This window comes from Polynucleobacter sp. IMCC 29146, from assembly GCF_021395195.1.
In the GTDB taxonomy this organism is placed as follows: Bacteria; Pseudomonadota; Gammaproteobacteria; order Burkholderiales; family Burkholderiaceae; genus Polynucleobacter.
Map to the genome: position 1 here is coordinate 224630 of NZ_JAJVCR010000002.1, position 20414 is coordinate 245043.

Sequence of the window (20414 nt, forward strand, 5' to 3'; positions counted from 1 at the left end):
GTTTAACAGGGTCTAATAAAACATGTCGCTCAATATTCACTAGAATGGGGCTATGAACTTATCCACCTTCTTTCATCGTCATTTGGTTTGGCACCTGTGTATTGTGCTATCCATCTTCCTTGCATACCTTATTTTATCGGAGCCTAAACCGATTATTGCTTGGTTTGGCTTTATTCTTTTTGCTAGCCTCTCGCTAATTGGCCTCTTTAATCTATTGCAGACCAAGCATGCGGTTTTAAAAAATTATCCAGTGGCAGGCTTATTTCGTTTTTGGCTGGAAGCAATTCGCCCTGAAATTCGACAATATTTAATCGAATCCGATACCGATAAGGTGCCGTTTTCACGGAATCAACGTGCCATTGTTTATCAACGCGCGAAAAATTTATCCGATCAACGCGCGTTTGGTACGCTTGAAAATGTCTATGCTGCCGGTTACGAATGGCTTGCTTATGCGAATGCACCCTCACCACAGGTGCCGCTTAAAAGCCTGCATGTTCAGGTTGGTGGCGCCGCTTGTACGCAACCTTATGCTATTTCAATCTTCAATATTTCTGCAATGAGTTTTGGTGCACTCTCGGCCAATGCGATCTTAGCCCTGAACAAGGGAGCAAAGTTAGGCGGCTTTGCCCAAGATACGGGAGAAGGATCTGTTTCGCCTTATCACCGTAAATATGGTGGCGACCTTATTTGGGAAATTGGCTCTGGGTATTTTGGTTGCCGCACCTCAAGCGGACATTTTGATTTAGCGAAGTTTACCGAGGTAGCTAACGATCCTCAAATTAAAATGATTGAAATTAAATTATCGCAAGGTGCAAAACCAGGGCATGGTGGCGTGCTACCAGCAGCAAAAATTACCCCTGAAATTGCTAAAACGCGTGATATTCCTCTAGGCAAAGACTGTATTTCGCCCCATCGCCATACTGCCTTTCATACGCCCATTGAATTGATGCATTTCATTCAGCAATTACGGGTCAGCGCGAATGGTAAACCCGTGGGCTTCAAACTATGTATTGGTCAGCCTGAAAATTGGTTTGCCCTCGTTAAAGCGATGTTGGAAACCGGCATTACCCCTGACTTTATTGTAGTAGATGGTAGCGAAGGTGGCACGGGCGCAGCCCCCGTTGAATTTATCGATCATGTCGGCATGCCGATGCGCGATGCTCTGCGCTTAATTCATAGCACGCTAGTGGGCGTGAATTTACGTTCTCAAATTCGGCTGGGTGCTGCAGGAAAAATTATCACTGCATTTGATGTCCTGCGTACCTGCGCCATCGGGGCTGATTGGTGTAATTCTGCACGTGGCTTTATGTTTGCTATTGGCTGTATTCAATCACGCATTTGCAATACCGACCGTTGCCCAACTGGGGTTGCAACCCAAGATGCACAACGGCAAAAAGCCCTCGACCCCTTAGATAAAGGGCAGCGAGTCTACGCATTTCATCACAATACCTTAAAAGCCGTTGCCGATCTCCTCGCAGCGGCAAGCTTAAAACATCCTTCTGAAGTAACACCCAATCTCATCATGCGTAGAAATGACAACGGCAAAGTCGAGTCTTTTGCTACTAGTTTATTAGCGATTGAAGCTGGCTCCTTGTTAACTGAAAATACTACCTTGATTTTTGCCAAACAAGCCCCCTATTTGACCGATGCGTGGCTTAGTGCAAATGCCCATATTTGGTAAGCTCGAAATCCGAATTTGTGGCTATTTAATTAATCCATCCTGATGTCTTACTCGCTTGAAGTAGTGCATAGCCTAGCCCCGATTAAAGCGGCTGTATGGAATGCTTTATTAGATTCAGAATCGGGGCCCTTCTTGCGCTACGAATTTCTAGCTACACTTGAAGAGAGTGGCTGCGTTGGTAACGAAACAGGCTGGCAACCAGCCCACCTGATTTTGCGTGAGACCGGCAGTACTGATATTTGTGGCGCAATGCCTTTATATCTTAAGCGTCATTCATACGGGGAATACGTCTTCGACTGGGCTTGGGCTGAAGCGTATACCCAAAATGGTTTGCAATATTATCCCAAAGCATTATGTGCTATACCTTTTACGCCAGTACAAGGTGGGCGAATATTAACTCACTCAGCAGCCGCTCGCGTTGCACTGGTTGAGGGTCTGAAGCAATTGGTCATTCAACACCAATTATCCTCTGCGCATGTTTTATTTCCTCTCAAGGAAAGTTTAGCTGCCTTAGTCACGCAGGGGTTTTTGCTGCGCAATGCCGTGCAATTTCATTGGCATAACCAAGCATTTATCAATTTTGATGCCTTTCTAAGTAGCCTCAATATGAAGAAACGCAAAAACATTCGCCGCGAACGTCGTCTCGTTGCTGAAGCTGGTATTTCGTTTACTCACCTCTCGGGAACAGCAGCAACAATTGATGATTGGCAATTCTTTTATCGTTGTTATGCTAATACCTATTTTGAACATCACTCTACACCCTATCTCAATGAAGATTTTTTTATGCAATGGGCAGAGCGCATGCCTGAAAATCTTCATTTAATTCTGGCTAAACGTAATTCGCAAGCTATTGCAGCCTCTTTACTAGTGGTCGATCGCCATGCTCCGCTCTCAACTGCCTATGGTCGCTATTGGGGCTGCCTTGAGCATATTCCCTGTTTACATTTTGAAACTGCTTATTACCAGGCCATTGAATTTTGTATCGCGGAGAAAATTCAATTATTCGAAGGTGGCGCTCAAGGCCAACACAAAATGGCCCGTGGGTTTCTACCTACTACCTTGCAGTCAGCCCATTGGTTAGCCGACGAACGCTTTTTAAATGCAGTAGATCGATTTTTAGAGCGTGAGCGCGAAGGCATTGCCGAATATATTGATGAACTTCAAGAGCATTCGCCCTTGCGTCAAAACGGTAATTGGAATTTCAGCTAAAGTATGTCTATGAGTGATGGCGCAAATTCTTTAGCTATTGGCGATGCTGAATCCGATTCCCCCTGTATTGGCGTCTGCTCTACCCTATTTGATGAAGTGTGTAAGGGTTGTGGCAGAACCGCGCAGGAAGTGAGTAACTGGGTTTTTTTATCACCTGTAGAAAAAAAAATAGTCTGGGAACGCATTCAGTTAGAAGGTACTGCGATGCGCTTCCAGACTAAGACTTAAGAACTTTAATTAGTCTGCGTAGACTCCGGCTGCTTTAATAATTGGCGACCACAAATCAATTTGTGCTTTCAAGTGATTTTTCAATCCCTCTGGGCTAGCATTGGCTTGACTCGGAATTTCAACACCCATTTCAGCCATCTTACTTTTGTAGCTGGGATCTTGAATCGCAGCTTTTAGGGCGGCGGCTAATTTTTCAGTATCAGCCTTAGGGGTGCCCTTGGGCGCATATACACCGTGCCATACTTTAACTTCAAAGTTTTTCAAACCCTCTTCATTCAAAGTGGGCACCTTGTCATACGCTTTAATGCGTTGCAAAGTAGTTGTACCGTATGCCTTTACTGAGCCTGCGGTAACTTGCGTACCGATGTTCGTAGTTTGATCGCACATGAGTTGTACCTGATTACCCATTAGATCAGTTAATGCGGGTGCAGTTCCCTTGTAAGGTACAGTAGTTAAATCGATCTGAATGCGACTCATCAGTAGTAAACCGCATAAATGACTCGCCGAGCCAATGCCTGCGTTAGCGTAGGCAATCTTGCTCGTGTTAGCCTTCATATAAGGCACTAAGTCTTTGAAGTTTTTCGGCGGCAAATCTTTATTCGCAATGAGCATCATCGGTACATCAGCAACCTGACCAATATATTCATAATCATTCATCGGGTCGAAACCAAGATTTTTATATAGCGCTGGAGCGGTTGACATACCAATATGATGGATTAGTAAAGTATGGCCATCTTTTGGTGCGTTTACCACTTTTTTAGCCGCAATAGTACCGCCTGCGCCTGGGGTATTTTCAACAATAATTTGCCCCTTTAATTGCTTGCCCATGACTAGCGCAAGCTCACGGGCCACTTTATCGGTAGGACCGCCGGCAGCGAAAGGCACAATTAAGGTAATCGGTCGATCGCCAGGAAACTCGGCGGCCTGCACAACTAGAGTGCTCAAACCAATGCTTGAGGCCAATGAGACAGCAAAAACTAGTTTCTTGGTAATTTGCATAAACTTCCTTATTTTTAGCTAATTAAATTACTAACCTGTAATGGCTTGACTACGTAAATATTCTTCATACGTGCCTGAATAGTCAACCACCGATCCATCCATTTTAACCTCTAAAATGCGATTGGCTAAAGCCGAGACAAATTCACGATCGTGCGAAACAAAGAGTAAGGTACCCTCATATTTTTCGAGCGCTATTTGTAGGCTTTCGATCGATTCCATATCCATATGGTTGGTTGGCTCATCCATCGCCAGCACATTATGCTTTTGCAGCATTAATTGCCCCCAAATCATCCGCCCCTTTTCGCCGCCCGACAAGACCTTTACCGACTTTCCAATATCGTCTCCGGAAAATAATAAGCGACCCAAAGTACCTCGTACGACCTGATCATCATCTCCCGTATTGCGAAAACCACTCATCCATTCCATCAGGGTTGTTTCAGTAGGAAATAATTCGCTGGTATCTTGCGGCATCACCCCAACATCCGCATTTTCAGCCCATTTAACATCACCTTTATCGGCCTGCAAACCATTAAAACGTTTACTTAAAATTGTTTTTAGTAAGGTTGTTTTGCCAGCGCCATTTTGACCAATAATGGCAATTTTTTCGCCCGCACGAACGCCTAATTTAAAATTCTTAAAAATAGTGCGATCAAAATCTTTAGTTAGGCCATTGCACTCCACTGCCATATTGTGTAATTTCTTTTCGGAGTCAAAGCGAATGAATGGGTTTTGGCGCGAAGAAGGTTTAATTTCTGTAATCTCGATTTTTTCTAACTGCCGCTGCCGTGAAGTTGCTTGGCGAGCCTTAGAGGCATTCGCTGAGAAGCGACTGACAAAGGCTTGTAGTTCTGCAATCTTTTCTTTAGCCTTTACATTCGAGGCCATTTGCTGCGCCCGCGCTTGCACCGAAGCCAACATATAAGAATCATAATTACCGGGATACACTTTCAGCGTCCCAAAATCCATATCAGCCATGTGCGTACATACTTCATTAAGAAAATGGCGATCATGGGAAATAATGATGATGGTGCTATTAAAATTATTTAACACTTCTTCAAGCCAATGAATCGAGTGAATATCCAAGTTATTCGTCGGCTCATCTAAGAGCAAAACATCGGGGTCGGAAAAAAGCGCTTGCGCTAACAGTACGCGTAATTTCCAGCCGGGGGCAATATTACTCATCGGGCCATCGTGTTGCTCAATGGGAATACCAATGCCAAGTAACAACTCGCCGGCTTTAGCTTCTGCCGTGTATCCGCCATATTCAGCATACTTCGCTTCAAGCTCAGCAGCATGCATATAATCTTCGTCAGTTGCATCGGGGTTAGCATAGATGGCATCACGTTCAGCTGCCGCCTGCCACATTTCTTCATGCCCCATCATCACTACATCAAGCACTCGTACATCTTCAAAAGCAAATTGATCTTGACGTAATTTACCTAAACGAATATTGGGGTCTAAGCTGACATTGCCACTAGTGGGCTCGAGATCGCCGCCCAAAATTTTCATGAAGGTAGACTTGCCACAACCGTTAGCGCCAATTAGGCCATAGCGGTTACCACCACCGAATTTAACCGAAATATTTTCAAACAAGGGCTTGGCCCCAAACTGCATAGTAATGTTAGAAGCTGACAGCACGATAACCTTCTCAATCGAAATGATTTATAGCAAACCGCCTATTTTAACGGTGTTCGTGCTCAATGCAGTTATTTCAATCAATTCGCCAAATTAATACGCTGCCGCCAAGCCATCGCGCCGACTATCGCTAGCGGCAATATAGCCATCCTCAAGATCATCGCTTAAGCGCCAAATAAACTGCCCCGAGCCAAAATCCATATAGGGATCATCAATTTTCTTTAAAGTATGACCCATGGCAATTAAGCCCGCCACCGTAGCGGGGTTCATGTTCGACTCAACATCTAAGGTGAAATCGCGATTCACCTTCCAGCGTGGTGCATCACAAGCAGCCTGGGGCTGTTGCTGATAATTCATCATGCGCACCAAGGTTTGTAAATGGCCTTGCGGCTGCATATCGCCACCCATCACTCCAAAACTCATTTGGGGGAAAATTTGACCGCCATCATTGCGGGTAAGGAAAGCGGGGATGATGGTATGAAACGGCCGCTTGCCGCCAGCAACTACATTGGCCGATTGAGGGTCGAGTGAAAAACCATAACCGCGGTTCTGCAAACTGACGCCCCACTCTGGCACCACTACCCCAGAGCCAAAGCCCATGTAATTGCTTTGAATAAAAGAAACCATCCGCCCCTGTGCATCAGCGGTAGTTAAATACACGGTGCCACCTGAAGCGGGTAAGCCATGTTTGAAATGGGTCGATTTTTTAGGATTAATCTGTTTGGCGCGCTCAGCCAAATAACTCGGACTAAGCATTTGTTCTGGTGTTACCGCCATTGAACGAGGGTCAGCAAGATATTGATACACATCTGCAAAAGCTAACTTCATCGCTTCAATTTGTAAATGCTGACTTTCAATGCCATCGACAGGCAAACTCGCTAAATCAAAATGTTGCAAGATACCCAAGGCAATTATGGCGCCAATACCCTGACCATTCGGTGGAATTTCATGTAAGTCATATTGCTGGCCATCTGCCGCCCGCAAACTCTGTTGAATCGTACCTACCCAATCGGGGCGGTATGCGCTTAAGTCAGCTAAAGTCATGGCGCCATCTGTCGCCTTCGCAAACGCCACAATCGCTTCGGCAATTTCACCTTCATAAAAGGCTCGAATACCATTTTTTGCTAATGCTCTTAAGGTGCGAGCAGCGCTTGGAAAGGTAAAGCGCTCACCAGCAAGCGGCGCTCTACCATGCGGCATAAAAGCCGCGGCAAAACCCGGCTGGGTCTGTAAATCCGGAATCGCCGCTGCCCACTTATGCGCCACAATCAGCGGCATTGCATAGCCTCGTTCGGCAATTTCAATAGCCGGCTGCAATAAATCAGCTAAAGGCAAGGAACCGAAGCGGTTCTGCAAAGCCTCCCACCCTGCTAAAGCACCAGGCACGGTGACGGTATCCCACCCGCGCATCGGTCGTTTAGCAATGCCATTAGCATCGACGCCATATTTCTTCGCATAGTAGGCTGGGTTCCACGCCTGTGGGGCAACCCCAGAAGCATTTAAGCCATGCAATTCCTGTCCATCCCAAACTATGGCAAAACAATCGCTACCTAAACCATTAGAAACAGGCTCAACAATCATTAGGGCGGCGGCGGCGGCAATCGCCGCATCAATGGCGTTACCACCTTGATGCAAAATCTTCAAACCCGCTTGCGCCGCGTAAGGATGTGATGTCGCCACAACATTGCGCCCCATTACTGGCATGCGAATGGTGGGATAAGGGTTTTGCCAATGAAATTGCATGTTGAGCCAGTGTATAGATTAGTCGATCGAAATTTGATTTTGTTTAATAATTTTGGTCCACCGGACCCGATCAAGCGCGACCATGGTGGCAAATTTTTCAGGGGTCCCAGGAATTGGTTCAGCCCCCAAAAGCGCTAAGCGCTCTTTGGTGTCTTTTTCAAGCAAAATGGCATTGAGATTCGCGTTTAGTTTATTGACAATTTCAATAGGTACATTTTTAGGGCCATACAGCCCAAACCAATTCGACGTCTCGAATTGCTCTAGACCATAATTTTTACCTGCCTCGCCAATGGTTGGCACATTCGGCAGCAAGGGTGAGCGCTTTGGGCTAGCAACTCCTAAGGCCATTAACTTCCCTTCAGTGACTAAAGGCAAACTGGCAATGGTGGTATCAAATAATAAATGCACTTTTCCGGAAATTAAATCAGGCGTAGCTAAAGCAGAGCCCTTGTAGGGAATGTGTGTCATATTAAAACGGCCAGCGGCTTTTAGCGACTCAGCATTCAAATGCATGACCGTGCCATTACCGCTCGTCGCATAATTAATCTCATTCGGATGAGCCCGCGCGTATTCAATAAATTCAGCTAGATTTTTAACCGGTAAAGTCTTCGTAATCGTTAGTAAGCCAGGCGCAATGGCAACCCCCCCAATAGGGGTGAAATCGGCTTGGGTGTCATAAGGTAATTTTTTAGTAAAACTCGGCGCAACTGCATGAGTGCTGCCAGTAGACAAAAGTAAGGTATAGCCATCGGGAGCAGCGCGGGCAACGATATTTGAGCCAATTGAGCCGCCTGCGCCGGGATGGTTATCGATAATAACTGTCTGGCCTAAACGCTGTGATAATTTCTGCGCCAGCAGTCGGCCTAGTGCATCGGTAGCGCCTGCAGGTGGAAAAGGAATAATTAAAGTAATTTGGCGATTGGGATAAGCAAGGTCTTTGGTCTGTGCAGCCACGTTAGAAACGCTCAGAATCAGGCTGAAAACTAGCGCAGTCGATGGTATTAATCTGCACAGGATGATCTTCAATGGCATTTAATGATTCCTAAACAGGTGGCTTTGGTTTCGTAAGGTGGATTCGATTGAGTTGATTTTTTATCAGCGGTATTCGTAAGACTAGTAATAAGATAATAACTCCGAGGTAAATCGAAACGACTGAAAAGTTATTTTTACCCGCCTTATCCCACCAATAATGCAAAATTGCCGTGCCTGCAATGACATAAACTAAACGGTGTAACAAGGCCCAGCGGCGCCCTAATTGACGCTGCGACCACTGGTTTGATGTGAGTGCCAATGGAATGAGCAACACAAAGCTAATAAAACCCATGGTTATAAAGGGGCGCTTAATTACATCTTTCGCCATCGAGGCTATAGCAAAATCTTGATCTAACCAAAGCCAAATTAAAAAGTGCAAACAAGCATAAAAAAATACGAATAGGCCGAGCATACGACGCACCCGTATCCAGCCGCCCCACCCTGTAATTAAGCGCAGCGGTGTCATACCTAAAGTAAGACAAAATAAAACCAGGGTCCAAGTGCCCGTTGAGCGGGTAATCAATTCAATTGGGTTGGCGCCCAATTGATCGCTGTAAGCAAAATAGAAAAGTCGCTCTAGTGGAATCAGGGCCAGCAAAAAAACCAGAAACTTAAAACCCTTTAAAAAACCTGTTTGATTAATAGTATTTTTTAAGGTCCATGCCTGCATATAAACTCGCCACCTGATTGCCATACCCATTAAACATTTCAGTTTTCACTTTAGGCGCAAAAAAACCGCGGCCATCACCGATCCGTCGTTCAGTAGCTTGGCTCCAACGGGGATGATCAACATTAGGGTTCACGTTGGAATAAAAGCCATATTCACTTGGAGCTGAGGTATTCCAGCTTGTCGGTGGCTGTTGCTCAGTTAAACGAATTTTAATAATTGACTTGGCGCTTTTAAAACCATACTTCCACGGAATCACCATGCGTACGGGGGCGCCATTTTGTTTTGGCAAAGCCTCACCGTATAAACCAAAAGTAAGTAAGGCCAATGGATTCATCGCTTCGTCTAAGCGCAAACCCTCGCGATAAGGCCAATTTAATACGGATGAGTTGACGCCCGGCATTTGCTTACGATCTGCAAGTGAAATAAATTCGACGTATTTAGCGGCACTAGTGGGCTCAACTACGTTGAGTAATTTAGATAAAGAATAGCCATCCCATGGAATGACCATTGACCAGCCTTCAACACAACGCATGCGATAAATACGCTCCTCCATAGGCGCTAATTTTAGTAAGGCCTCAATATCAAAAGTCTGTGGCTTTTTAACTAAGCCCTCAACGGTAACAGTCCACGGTCGGGTTTCTAAGCTTTTAGCTGCTTCATGAGGCTGGGCTTTATCAGTACCAAACTCATAAAAATTATTATAGGTAGTGACGTCTTTATAAGCCGATAGCGTTTCGGTAGTGGAATAGTTGGAAGGAATAGTTTTTAATTTAACCCCACCTGCCGGCGGCCCAGCAGGTTGAGTCTGAGCAAATGCTTCACGCGTAAACCAGGGAATCAAGCCCGCGCCGAAGCTGCCCGCTGCTGCCGCCTTAATTAAGTTTCGACGTTGTGCAAAGATGGCTTGCGGGGTAATTTCACTGGGTAATATGGTGGGATCAATAAATGGCTTCATAGCTTCTCCTAGCGGTCAACGCGCATGCGAAAGGGGGTGAAATTAGTATGGATATCATAATAATCTTCATGTTCTTTACGTTTTAAAAAATTAACTACCCAATACGTCAGCGGGGTTGCTAGCACTTCCCAACTGGTTTTTAGCACATACTGCGCTAAGGCAATTTGCAGCAATTCAGCGAGCGGCCAAATACCATAAAACGCTAGCAGATAAAATAGCGAGGAATCGATTAACTCGCCAACTGCGGTTGAGCCAATTGCCCGCAACCATAAAAAACGTCCGGCGGTGGCAATTTTCAACTTTGCCATAATAAAGGCATTAGCAAAACTACCACACCAAAAGGCACTAATCGATGCTAAGGCAATGCGCCATGAATTACCAAAGACGGTCTCTAAGCCCTGTTGATAATTCGCCATATAAGAGCCTGGGGCAATCGGTAAAGCAATTACCACTTGCGCCATGATTGCCGCAAAAATTAAGGCGGCAAATCCAGCCCAGACGGCACGCCGATCATAGGCATAGCCATACACCTCCGTTAGAATGTCGCCAAAAAAGTAGGCAATAGGAAAAAAAAGCACCCCGGCACCAAAGATAACGGGACCAAAGAACGGTAAATCAAGGGTTCCTGCTTTGCCAGCGCCAATAAAATTTGAGCACAGCAAGACCACCACAAAAGCCACTAAGATTAAATCGTAGTAGCGATAATGGCGGCGCGGTGGCGGGTTTTTTTCCAAGGTGAAGAGCCCAGCAAAATACTTTAGTCAGTAATTGACTAGAATAGTGCTAATTGGTTGGTTTTGCCCAGCCCTATTTCAAAGCCTAAAAAGTGAGTCAAAGATATGAGTAAAACCCCATTTAATTGGGCCGACCCCCTGCTGTTAGACCAGCAACTCACGACCGAAGAGCGCATGGTACGCGAAGCTGCCTTTGAGTATGCGCAAGGACGTCTCGCACCCCGTATCCAAGCCGATTTTCGCGAGGAAGGGGCTGATACCAGCATCTTCCGCGAAATGGGTGAATTAGGCTTACTCGGTATTACCATCCCCGAAGAATTTGGCGGCGCTAATTTAAATTATGTTTCCTATGGGCTAATTGCTCGCGAAATCGAGCGAGTTGATTCAGGCTACCGGTCGATGATGAGCGTGCAGTCTTCATTAGTCATGGTGCCCATTAATGAATTCGGTAGCTTAGAACAAAAACAAAAATACTTACCCAAGTTAGCCACTGGCGAATTGATTGGTTGCTTTGGTCTTACTGAACCCAATTTTGGCTCAGATGCGGGCGGCATGATTACCCGGGCCCATAGCGTTCCAGGTGGCTTTGAGCTGTCGGGGGCCAAAATGTGGATTTCGAATTCACCTATTGCTGATGTCTTTGTCGTCTGGGCTAAAAATGATGCCGATGAGATTCGGGGTTTTATTCTGGAAAAAGGCATGCCTGGTTTAAGCACGCCAAAAATTACGGGCAAGATGGGTTTACGCGCATCCATTACGGGTGAAATCGTCATGGAAAAAGTGTTTGTTCCTAGCGAAAATGAATTACCCCACGTTACCGGCTTAAAAGGTCCATTCACCTGCTTAAACTCAGCACGTTACGGTATTGCTTGGGGTGCCTTAGGCGCAGCAGAATTTTGTTGGCATGCGGCGCGCCAATATACCCTTGATCGCATTCAATTTGGTCGTCCTTTAGCCGCCAATCAACTCATTCAAAAGAAGCTAGCTGATATGCAAACTGAAATTTGCCTCGGTTTACAAGGCTGTTTAAGATTGGGTCGAATGAAAGACGAACATCTAGCTTCACCTGAAATTACGTCAATTATGAAACGGAATTCTTGCGGGAAAGCACTCGAAATTGCACGGATGGCCCGCGATATGCATGGTGGCAATGGAATCTCAGATGAATATGGTGTGATTCGGCATTTACTTAATTTAGAGGTCGTGAACACTTATGAAGGTACGCATGATATTCATGCCCTCATTTTAGGTCGCGCCCAAACAGGCATTCAAGCCTTTAATTAAGCGCGCTTTAAAGTTAGCACCTGATCAGCCAAGGCACTAAAAGCGGCTGGGCTCAGTGCAGCTAAATCTAAGCTGCGCTTAGTGGGGTAATGGGTAAAATTGCGCTCAATTGAATGTTGATACGCAGTATCGTAATGTTGCACCAGTAAGGCATGCACTAACTCAGCAAACTCTCCTGCCTGAGCAGCTGCACACCATTCCTCAATCTGCATGCGGCCATAGCGAGCCGTCAAGCTAATGAGCTGCGCCTCTAAAGCAGGAACATCGACTAAAAAATGCGGATATTGTTCCATTAACCATTGCACCCGCAACGTAATCTCAGCCTGAATCTCAATACACTCCCCAGCCCGAATTCGCGCCATTAAGGGGTCGGGAATATGCAAGCCCCCTACTTTTTTACTTTCCGATTCAACATAAACTGGCTTGCTTGGGTCGAATAAACGCAAGGTATTCCATAGGGCAGTTTCAAAACTTTTTTGACTCGGTTGCGGGGCTTCTGGATGATGACCCAAGACCGAGCCCCGATGTACCGCTAAGCCCTCTAGATCAAGTACTTGCAACTGACGCCCTTGTAATTCAGCCAATAGACGGGTTTTTCCGGTTCCTGTCATGCCGCAGATAACGATAAAAGAAAACTGGCTAGCAAAATCATTGAGCTCACTAATAACGTGGCGTCTGAAAGCTTGGTAACCGCCCACCAATTGATCGGCCTTCCAGCCAATGCGCTGCAGAATCAAGGTAAATGCACCGCTTCGTTCGCCTCCCCGCCAACAGTAAATCAGGGGGCGCCAACTATAAGGAAAGGCTAAAAAATGATTTTCTAAGTGGGCTGAAATATTCCGTGCTACCAAAGCCGCGCCAATTTTTTTAGCGGCAAACGCTGAATCGTTTTTATAAATCGTGCCAATTCGGGCCCGTTCCTCGTTATTTAAGACCGGGTAATTAATCGCGCCAGGAATATGATCGAGGGCAAATTCAGCCGGAGAACGTGTGTCAATAATGGCATCGTATTGCGAAAAATCAACCATCGGTTCCAGCAACAATTTAGACACGCTCTGGGAATATTGTTATTGCAATATTTTTAAAATATGCTCAGGCCAAGGACGGGATTTATTGGTCGCTAAATCGACCCATACCATCGTGGCTCCGCCGGCTGCACAAATCACTTCTGGCGCATTCGCCAAGGCAATGGTGTTATACAAATCAATACTCGATTTTCCAATATTGCCAATAAAGGTTTGCACAATCAAGGTTCCAGGAAAGGATAATTGCGCATAAAAATTACAGAAGCCATTTACCATCAATAAGGCCTCCTTATCCACCATATTCGTAAATCCTAAAGAAACAATCCAGTCGATGCGGGATTGCTCCATATAACGAAAATAAAGGGTGTTATTGACATGCTGAAATGCATCCATATCGCCCCAGCGAATGTCCATCGTCGATTCATGAACAAAGCGCTTGTTCTCGGGTATTTCAATTCTCATAAAAGCCTTTAATTACGATCGAGTTAAGTAAGATGCAGGCGTAAATCATGCTCAAAACGGGGCCGATCGATAGCACGTAAAAAGACACCAATGGGCTTTTTTTCATTGCCGTAACGCAAAGCCAATTGATTGGGATCATTATGCAGATGAATTAATTTTACCCAGCGGGCATTCCATTGGTGACAGCTAACTTGGCCACCCCAGCTCTTTTCATAAATGAGCAGATCGCCATCTACTGAAATTTTTTCATAATCAAGCGCATGACGCGAATAAACCAGTAAAGCAATTGCAACCAGGGTCAATTCAAGCAAAGTAAAGCAAATAATGACCCATATCCCTTGCCATAAAAAATAGCTGCCCACTATTAATGAAAAGGCAGCCAAAGAAAAGTAGAAATAGCTGAGTTGCCGTGGCGTAAATGAACAATTACGCTTCATGAACCAAGTACGCATTTTATGATTTCGGCGGCTGCAAGCCGATTGCACTAGCAGTTTGATCCATCCATTGAGCTAGTTGCAGATCAAGTTGAGTTAAGCCGCCTGCACTATGCGTAGTTAAGACCACCTCAACACGATTCCAAACATTCAACCACTCGGGATGATGGTCGATTTGCTCAGCATAAACAGCACAACCTTGCATAAAGCGAAATGCAGCTTCAAAATTAGCAAACAAAAAGGTGCGGCTCATTGCATCGCGCTCTGTGAGTAGCTGCCAGGCAGGATAACTCGTTGCTAAGGCGCGCCGCTCTGTGGCATTTAACAAATCGGGCATTTAACTGCGCTCTTGATTGAGATGCACCGCCATTTGATATAGATTAGTTGAACGGGCGCCCGAGCGACAAAAAGCCAGAATAGGTTCTGGCAGGGTTTTCAGTAAGCCAGCCATTTCCTCAACCTGTGCAAGCGTAATCGCACCACTAACAACGGGTAAAAAGGCATAATTTAAGCCGAGTTTTAAGGCCTCAGCTTGAATCGCTTCATGAGGGGGTTGCTCGGGGCCCTCCTCATAGTCAGGTCGGTTATTAATTACGCTCTTGTAGCCCTGAGCGGCAATTTCTGCTAAATCAGCTGGCGCAATTTGTCCAACCGTACCAAATAATGCATTATGACAAGCAATTCCAAGACTCATTTCAACCTCTTAAAAAGCATTTAATGTAATTAATGTAGACGTTTTTTGATTTGGCTGCCTAGGTACTGATAAATCAGCATGCCGATGAACATCATGACGGTAAAAACCAAGGCCTTGGCATGCCCAGACCCTAAGGCAACGATAGCAGGTCCTGGGCAAAATCCCGCAATTCCCCAACCGATGCCAAATAACCCGCTGCCAATGACTAAATGGCGGTCGATTGGGCTAGTTTTGGGCCACTGAATCAGCCCACCAAACCATGCTTCAGTGCGTTTACGGGCGAGATAAAAAGCGGCTAAACCCACCAAAATACCACCCAACATCACGAAAATTAAGCTCGGATCCCAGTTGCCAGTGAGATCAAGAAATTGCAGAATTTTCTGCGGGTTAGTCATGCCAGAAATAATCAGGCCTAAACCAAAAATAACGCCGATGGCAAATTGACTAAGTAGTCCAAAATGACGTTTCATCATTGCGCTCTCCAAGGCCACCTAAAAGACATGGCGCAGGAGAAAAACGGTTAGAAAGCCGGTGCCCATAAAAGTGATCGTCGCCACTAAAGAGCTTAAGGATAGTCGTGAAATCCCACAAATACCATGCCCACTGGTGCACCCCGCACCATAACTAGCACCAAAGCCCACTAAGAGGCCGGCCACAATTAATGCGCCCCAACCTGCATCAATGACCACGATGGCTCGCACATCAAAAATTAAACTGGCCCACAGCGGGCTTGACAATAAACCAAACACAAAACTAAGACGCCAAAGCCAATCGCCCGCCTCGGGTTTAGTCAAACCACCCACAATGCCGCTAACCCCTAAAATTCGCCCATGCAAATGAATATACAGTGCGGCAGCAAGACCCAAAATGATGCCGCCTAATAACGCGGGAAAGGGTGTAAATACGGTCCAATCAATGTGCATAGCGCCTCACCTTTTAGTTGGCCTGGCGCTCAAGACGCCACTGCAAATACCACAGACCTAGACACGCCCCACCAATAAAACCAGGCAAGGCTAAAAAAGCGCTAAGCGCGAGTGTTGATATCCCAGTTAAACCTTGACCAATCGTGCAGCCAAGGGCAGTAACCCCGCCAAAACCCATTAAAGCGCCGCCCAGCAAATGATTGCCCGTATCTTCGACCCCATGAAAGGTTTCCCAACGAAATGTTTTGGTGAGTACAGCACTAAGAAAAGCGCCAATGATCATGCCACCAACCGCCACAATTCCAAGTGTTAAGACCTTCGAGGTATCGCTAAATAAAATCAACCAGTCGAGAGTGTAAGCATATGGCGCAACAAAAGAAAGGCTTTCCATGCGCCCAGAATTCGTCGCTAAAAATACTTCCTCTAGGGTCTTGGGATCTTCAGCAATATAGCCGAGATAGCCAGAAACCCACCAAATAGCAACAATCGCCAATCCAACCCCAGCCCCAGCCAACAGATTATCGATTTGCCAAAACGATTTTTTTAGCAAAGCGAACAGAATAAATCCACCGCCGATCAGCAATCCTAAAATCAGTTGCAAATGGGTTTTAGCCATACTGGTTTGGGCAGCAAAAATACTGGGTAGATCTTGTGCAGTGCTTAGGGAAATAAACCAGGTGTCGATAGTATTTACGCGCAATACTGCCAAGAGCCCCTTTAAAGTCATGTAGGAAACCAAGCCCAGCACAAAAAAAACCACGACGGACTTTAAATTACCGCCGCCAATGCGAATCAGGGTTTTACTACCGCAACCAGATGCAAGGACCATGCCAAAACCAAAGCAAAGGCTGCCAATAATAGTCGATAAATAAAGCAAGCGATTGCTGGTATAAATAGATTTACTCGGATCGATATAGCCTTGCGCAGCTAAAACCGCCACCCCCACAATAGCCACGCCAATTGCCAAAGACCACTGCCGCATACGCGTGTAATCCGCCATGACCAAGATATCGGATACCGCGCCCATGGTACAAAAGCTCGACCATTGCATTAATGCGCCCAGTAAAATTGTGACTGCCAAAGTTAGCCACAAAATATGTTGGCTAAGGTGAAGTAGATCGCTGGAATTTGGCACTAGTTTAGTTATTCTTACTTAATTATTCTTAAAACGATAAAACTGATGATTTAAATATTGTGCAACATCAGCCTCGTCTTCGGGAAATAAATCGAGTCGTAGTTCGCTATTACAAATTGCGACCATTGCTTTGAGGCGTGAATAACTCTCCACCTTGCGATCATTACGGGTATAAATCATATCGCCATTACCAAAGCCCGATTTTTTTGCATGGCAGGCATAGCATTTTGTTTCTTCAATGAGCTTGCCATTTTTGAGGGCGGTATCTGCAGCAAAACAAAAAGCATTAGCAGAAAAAATGCCAATAAAAAAACACATTGTTTTAAAAAAAAGCTGAAAAGGAGATTTAGCGCGAAAACCGATCATGGCGCTATTTTAAAGGAATTTACTCCTCTTGGATGGAGAGATAAACGTTATACGCATTCATGCGATTAGCAGCACGAAACAATGGCATACCCTCATACTCCCCCCAATTGGTGGCTTGATAGGCCTCATCAAAGGAGTCTAAATTTCGCGCTGCAGGCGCCATGGAGTGACGTAAATAACGCAAATACTCGCTTGTAAAGGCGATATCACGCGGCGGGTTATTAGAATATGCTCCATGACCAGGCACAATAATTGCGGCTTGTAGTTTTTCAATTTGTTGCAAAGACGCGATCCACCGCTGGCTATCTGCATTACCTACAAATGGAATACGCCCATTAAAAACCAGATCGCCAACAAAAAGCACTTTTTTGCTTGGTACGTAGACCAGAAGATCTTCAGCTGTGTGTGCTGGCCCGGCTCTTATTAATAAAAACTCTACTCCTCCCACTACCAACGTAAAGCGATCTTTGACCCAATGATCGGCCGCAATCAATTGCGTATTTTGATTTACCCATGGGGCAAAATCTTGACGCGAACTAATTAAACGCTGCTGCGCTGCATCTGCAGTTAAATACAACTTGCCATTTTCATTGGCATAAATAACTGCGCCAGCATTACGAAAAACCTGTAAACCATAAATATGATCGGCATGATAGTGCGTTACGATAACAGCGACTACTTTCTGCGGAGTAAGCAGCTTAATTTTTTGCAGTAATTGCTCAGCTAAGATAGGCGAGCCTAAGGCGTCAATGACCACCACTCCCTTGGGCGTAATCACAAAACCGGCATTAGAAATAAAGTTTTGATTTTTGGCGCTGCCCATTTCAGGCAAGCCCTGTACAAAATAAACTTGTTTAGCGACTTCAATAGGTTGAATTTGATTCGGCACCGTATCGCTTACATCAATGAGTCTGTGACCCTGCGCCAGTGCTAACTGGCAAAATAAACCCAGGAATAAAACGCCGTAATTACGGCTTAATGTAAGCAAAATGATCTTTTGCCTGAAGATCGGCTATTCGCACCACACCCGAAGGGGTGAAGTCAGCATCGAGAATGAATTGATCTTTTTTTAAATTGCGATTTTTTAAAGTAATTTCACAAACCTCAAACCGCACTCCCCGCGACTTTAATGCTCCAATTAAGGGCGCATATTCAACATTATTTTTTTTATCCTTAGCGCCTTCCATCAAGATATCAACTCCGTTAGCGTGCGTTACCATGATAATTTTAGTGCTTGGTGCAGTATCCAAATGGTTGCGAATATTACGCAGGGCTTTTAGTCCTTGGGTTTCAGCATCATCAACGTGATATACCACTTGAGTTGGGGTATTGGCGCTTTGTGCAAAACTGAGCTGAGAACCCAGCGCAGCAAAAGTTAAAACGAGCGTGAGCAATACGGCAGTAGTAAATTTATATTTCATCATTATCCTTTAGGCCTACGCTAATAAATTTGCTCGCTTGATTGTGACTACTAATTTAAAATCACCATCCCAGGGTTATTGCTTACACCCTTAACTTCGGGCTCATTCAATTTAACCGCTTTAATTGTTTTCATTTCGCGTAAATGCCGCGCAATCACATCCCAAATTGGCTCGCCGCCGAGATTTTTAGAGTCTTCGCTAACTGGCGCCCATCCCGCTACGCGGTAAGATTTATCAGCGTCAAGTGGCTTGCCATTCAAGCGCATATTTGAAATACGGCCACCCATGGATGCAGCTGGATCGATGGTGTACTGTAACCCACCAACTCGCACCATATCTCCGCCCTGCTGGTAATAAGGGTCCGGGTTAAATAAATTATCCGCCACATCTTCTAAAACATTTTTAATCGTTTCTCCCGTCATATTGGAAACGGTAGTGTAGGGATAAGTAATCGCTGTTTGATCGAGTAAATTTTCCATCGTAATCGTTTGCCCTGGTAGCAATGAAGTGCCCCAACGGAACCCGGGTGAAAAGGCAATCTCTGCATTCTTTTGGCTCATTAGACCATTTAAAATCACTTGATCAAAACTGCCGTTGAAGTTACCTCGGCGGTAGAGTAAAGCGTCAGTTACGGCTAATTTTTCAGCTAATTTAACTTCAAATGGAGCACGAATTTTTTGAATTAATTGACTCATGCCGGCATCGGCAGGTAATAAATTTGAGAAGATTGGTAATAATTTATAACGAAAATCAACTGGCTTCCCGCCCTTCACATCGAAATCTAAAACACCGAGGTATTTTCCATTCGATCCGGCATTAGTCACCAATGTTACGCCCGAGCTATTTTTCACCTTCACCGGAATTGGCACACCATCATGGGTATGGCCACCTAAAATGGCATGTAAACCAGTAACCCGCGAGGCTAATTTTAAATCGACATCCATCCCATTGTGTGAAAGCAAGACGACTACTTTTGCCCCTTTACCAACCGCCTCATTAATATTTTTCTGTAAATTTTCCTCTTGAATACCAAAGGTCCAATTAGGTACAAAATAACGTGGGTTTGCAATTGGTGTGTAGGGAAACGCTTGACCAATAATGGCAACTGAAACGCCATTCATTTGTCGAATGACATAGGGGCTAAAAACGTCATCCCCAAAATCTGCTGTTTTAATGTTTTGGGCCAAGAAAGAAACTTTATTTCGAAAATCTTTTTCAACAATTTCTAAGACGCGTTTTTCGCCTAAGGTCATTTCCCAATGCGCCGTCATGACATCAACCCCAAGCGCCAAGGAGGCATCAACCATATCTTGGCCGTTGGTCCACAAGGCTGTTCCCGAACCCTGCCAAGTGTCACCGCCGTCCAATAGCAGCGCATTGGGACGAGAGGCTTTCATTTGCTGAATTAAGGAAGAAAGATAAGCAAAGCCACCCATCTTCCCGTAGTTTTGTGCAGCAGCACTAAAGTCTAGGTAAGTAAAGGCATGGGCATCGGGTGTTCCCGCTGCAATGCCATTGGCCTTTAAAAAATAATCGCCCACTAAATGGGGCATCTGCCCAGCCTGCGGACCAATACCTAAATTCACATTGGGTTCGCGAAAATAAATTGGCAAAAGCTGCGCATGACAATCGGTAAAGTGTAATAAATGGACGTTACCAAAGGCTGGTAAATCATAGAATTTTTTTGCAGCAATTTGTGCGCTAGCTAAATTAGCACTTAAACCCATTCCACCTGCAGCAGCTATAGCTAGCGCCTGCAAAAACTCGCGACGATGAATTGACAT

Annotated in this window: 23 protein-coding genes; 4 read left to right on the forward strand and 19 right to left on the reverse strand. The window is 45.3% G+C overall.

The window, feature by feature from the left end; translation table 11 throughout:
• The first annotated feature begins 52 nt into the window (after positions 1-52).
• From LZT22_RS03165 to LZT22_RS03175, 3 genes are read left to right on the forward strand one after another with little or no spacing between them, the layout of a single operon-like run.
• Positions 53-1681, forward strand: a complete 1629-nt coding sequence (locus LZT22_RS03165) for an FMN-binding glutamate synthase family protein (protein WP_233923597.1) — start codon at positions 53-55, stop codon at positions 1679-1681.
• A 42-nt stretch (positions 1682-1723) separates the two neighbouring features.
• Positions 1724-2890 carry a GNAT family N-acetyltransferase gene (locus LZT22_RS03170; protein ID WP_233923598.1) on the forward strand — a complete coding sequence of 389 codons (1167 nt, stop codon included), beginning with the start codon at positions 1724-1726 and terminating at the stop codon, positions 2888-2890.
• Between the two features lie 9 nt (positions 2891-2899).
• Entirely contained in the window at positions 2900-3118 is a 219-nt protein-coding gene (locus LZT22_RS03175) for a DUF1289 domain-containing protein (protein ID WP_233923599.1), read from the forward strand.
• Between the two features lie 9 nt (positions 3119-3127).
• On the opposite strand, the gene LZT22_RS03180 is transcribed toward LZT22_RS03175, so the two are convergent.
• The 7 genes from LZT22_RS03180 to LZT22_RS03210 form a co-directional block, all read right to left on the reverse strand.
• Positions 3128-4117 carry a tripartite tricarboxylate transporter substrate-binding protein gene (locus LZT22_RS03180; protein ID WP_233923600.1) on the reverse strand — a complete coding sequence of 330 codons (990 nt, stop codon included), beginning with the start codon at positions 4115-4117 and terminating at the stop codon, positions 3128-3130.
• 30 nt (positions 4118-4147) lie between these two features.
• A complete protein-coding gene (locus LZT22_RS03185) occupies positions 4148-5755 on the reverse strand; it encodes an ABC-F family ATPase (protein ID WP_233923601.1) in 1608 nt (535 codons plus the stop codon).
• 90 nt (positions 5756-5845) lie between these two features.
• The gene (locus LZT22_RS03190; RefSeq protein ID WP_233923602.1) at positions 5846-7495 is read right to left on the reverse strand and encodes a gamma-glutamyltransferase family protein; all 1650 of its coding nucleotides are present in this window, start codon (positions 7493-7495) and stop codon (positions 5846-5848) included.
• 18 nt (positions 7496-7513) lie between these two features.
• Positions 7514-8449 (reverse strand): tripartite tricarboxylate transporter substrate binding protein, encoded by a 936-nt coding sequence (locus LZT22_RS03195; protein WP_233923603.1) that lies wholly within the window; start codon positions 8447-8449, stop codon positions 7514-7516.
• Between the two features lie 88 nt (positions 8450-8537).
• On the reverse strand, positions 8538-9197 hold the full coding sequence (gene msrQ, locus LZT22_RS03200; RefSeq protein ID WP_233923604.1) for a protein-methionine-sulfoxide reductase heme-binding subunit MsrQ: 660 nt from the start codon (positions 9195-9197) through the stop codon (positions 8538-8540).
• Positions 9166-10152, reverse strand: coding sequence for a protein-methionine-sulfoxide reductase catalytic subunit MsrP (msrP, locus tag LZT22_RS03205; RefSeq protein WP_233923605.1), 987 nt, complete (start codon positions 10150-10152; stop codon positions 9166-9168). Before msrP ends, msrQ begins: the two co-directional genes overlap by 32 nt.
• 8 nt (positions 10153-10160) lie before the next feature.
• Positions 10161-10886, reverse strand: a complete 726-nt coding sequence (locus LZT22_RS03210; RefSeq protein WP_233923606.1) for a queuosine precursor transporter — start codon at positions 10884-10886, stop codon at positions 10161-10163.
• A 105-nt stretch (positions 10887-10991) separates the two neighbouring features.
• Between LZT22_RS03210 and LZT22_RS03215 the strand changes: the two genes are divergently transcribed.
• Positions 10992-12170 carry an acyl-CoA dehydrogenase gene (locus LZT22_RS03215; RefSeq protein WP_233923607.1) on the forward strand — a complete coding sequence of 393 codons (1179 nt, stop codon included), beginning with the start codon at positions 10992-10994 and terminating at the stop codon, positions 12168-12170.
• Here LZT22_RS03215 and mnmH read toward each other — a convergent pair.
• From mnmH to soxB, 12 genes are read right to left on the reverse strand one after another with little or no spacing between them, the layout of a single operon-like run.
• Positions 12167-13222, reverse strand: a complete 1056-nt coding sequence (mnmH, locus tag LZT22_RS03220; RefSeq protein ID WP_233923608.1) for a tRNA 2-selenouridine(34) synthase MnmH — start codon at positions 13220-13222, stop codon at positions 12167-12169. The two genes, LZT22_RS03215 and mnmH, sit on opposite strands and share 4 nt — an antisense overlap.
• A 15-nt stretch (positions 13223-13237) precedes the next feature.
• On the reverse strand, positions 13238-13657 hold the full coding sequence (locus LZT22_RS03225; RefSeq protein ID WP_233923609.1) for a thioesterase family protein: 420 nt from the start codon (positions 13655-13657) through the stop codon (positions 13238-13240).
• Between the two features lie 23 nt (positions 13658-13680).
• Positions 13681-14109 carry a DUF2244 domain-containing protein gene (locus tag LZT22_RS03230; RefSeq protein ID WP_233923610.1) on the reverse strand — a complete coding sequence of 143 codons (429 nt, stop codon included), beginning with the start codon at positions 14107-14109 and terminating at the stop codon, positions 13681-13683.
• A 1-nt stretch (position 14110) separates the two neighbouring features.
• The gene (locus LZT22_RS03235; protein WP_233923611.1) at positions 14111-14428 is read right to left on the reverse strand and encodes a 4a-hydroxytetrahydrobiopterin dehydratase; all 318 of its coding nucleotides are present in this window, start codon (positions 14426-14428) and stop codon (positions 14111-14113) included.
• Positions 14429-14785 carry a TIGR01244 family sulfur transferase gene (locus tag LZT22_RS03240; protein WP_233923612.1) on the reverse strand — a complete coding sequence of 119 codons (357 nt, stop codon included), beginning with the start codon at positions 14783-14785 and terminating at the stop codon, positions 14429-14431.
• Between the two features lie 29 nt (positions 14786-14814).
• Complete coding sequence (locus LZT22_RS03245) at positions 14815-15258, reverse strand: DUF6691 family protein (protein WP_370634800.1); 444 nt, start codon at positions 15256-15258, stop codon at positions 14815-14817.
• Between the two features lie 18 nt (positions 15259-15276).
• The gene (locus LZT22_RS03250) at positions 15277-15708 is read right to left on the reverse strand and encodes a YeeE/YedE family protein (protein WP_233923613.1); all 432 of its coding nucleotides are present in this window, start codon (positions 15706-15708) and stop codon (positions 15277-15279) included.
• A 13-nt stretch (positions 15709-15721) separates the two neighbouring features.
• Complete coding sequence (locus LZT22_RS03255; protein ID WP_233923614.1) at positions 15722-16843, reverse strand: YeeE/YedE family protein; 1122 nt, start codon at positions 16841-16843, stop codon at positions 15722-15724.
• 18 nt (positions 16844-16861) lie between these two features.
• On the reverse strand, positions 16862-17209 hold the full coding sequence (locus LZT22_RS03260; RefSeq protein WP_233923615.1) for a hypothetical protein: 348 nt from the start codon (positions 17207-17209) through the stop codon (positions 16862-16864).
• A 19-nt stretch (positions 17210-17228) separates the two neighbouring features.
• Positions 17229-18197, reverse strand: a complete 969-nt coding sequence (locus LZT22_RS03265; RefSeq protein ID WP_233923616.1) for an MBL fold metallo-hydrolase — start codon at positions 18195-18197, stop codon at positions 17229-17231.
• Positions 18178-18630 (reverse strand): DsrE family protein, encoded by a 453-nt coding sequence (locus tag LZT22_RS03270; RefSeq protein WP_233923617.1) that lies wholly within the window; start codon positions 18628-18630, stop codon positions 18178-18180. Before LZT22_RS03270 ends, LZT22_RS03265 begins: the two co-directional genes overlap by 20 nt.
• Before the next feature lie 50 nt (positions 18631-18680).
• Positions 18681-20414 (reverse strand): thiosulfohydrolase SoxB, encoded by a 1734-nt coding sequence (gene soxB, locus LZT22_RS03275; RefSeq protein ID WP_233923618.1) that lies wholly within the window; start codon positions 20412-20414, stop codon positions 18681-18683.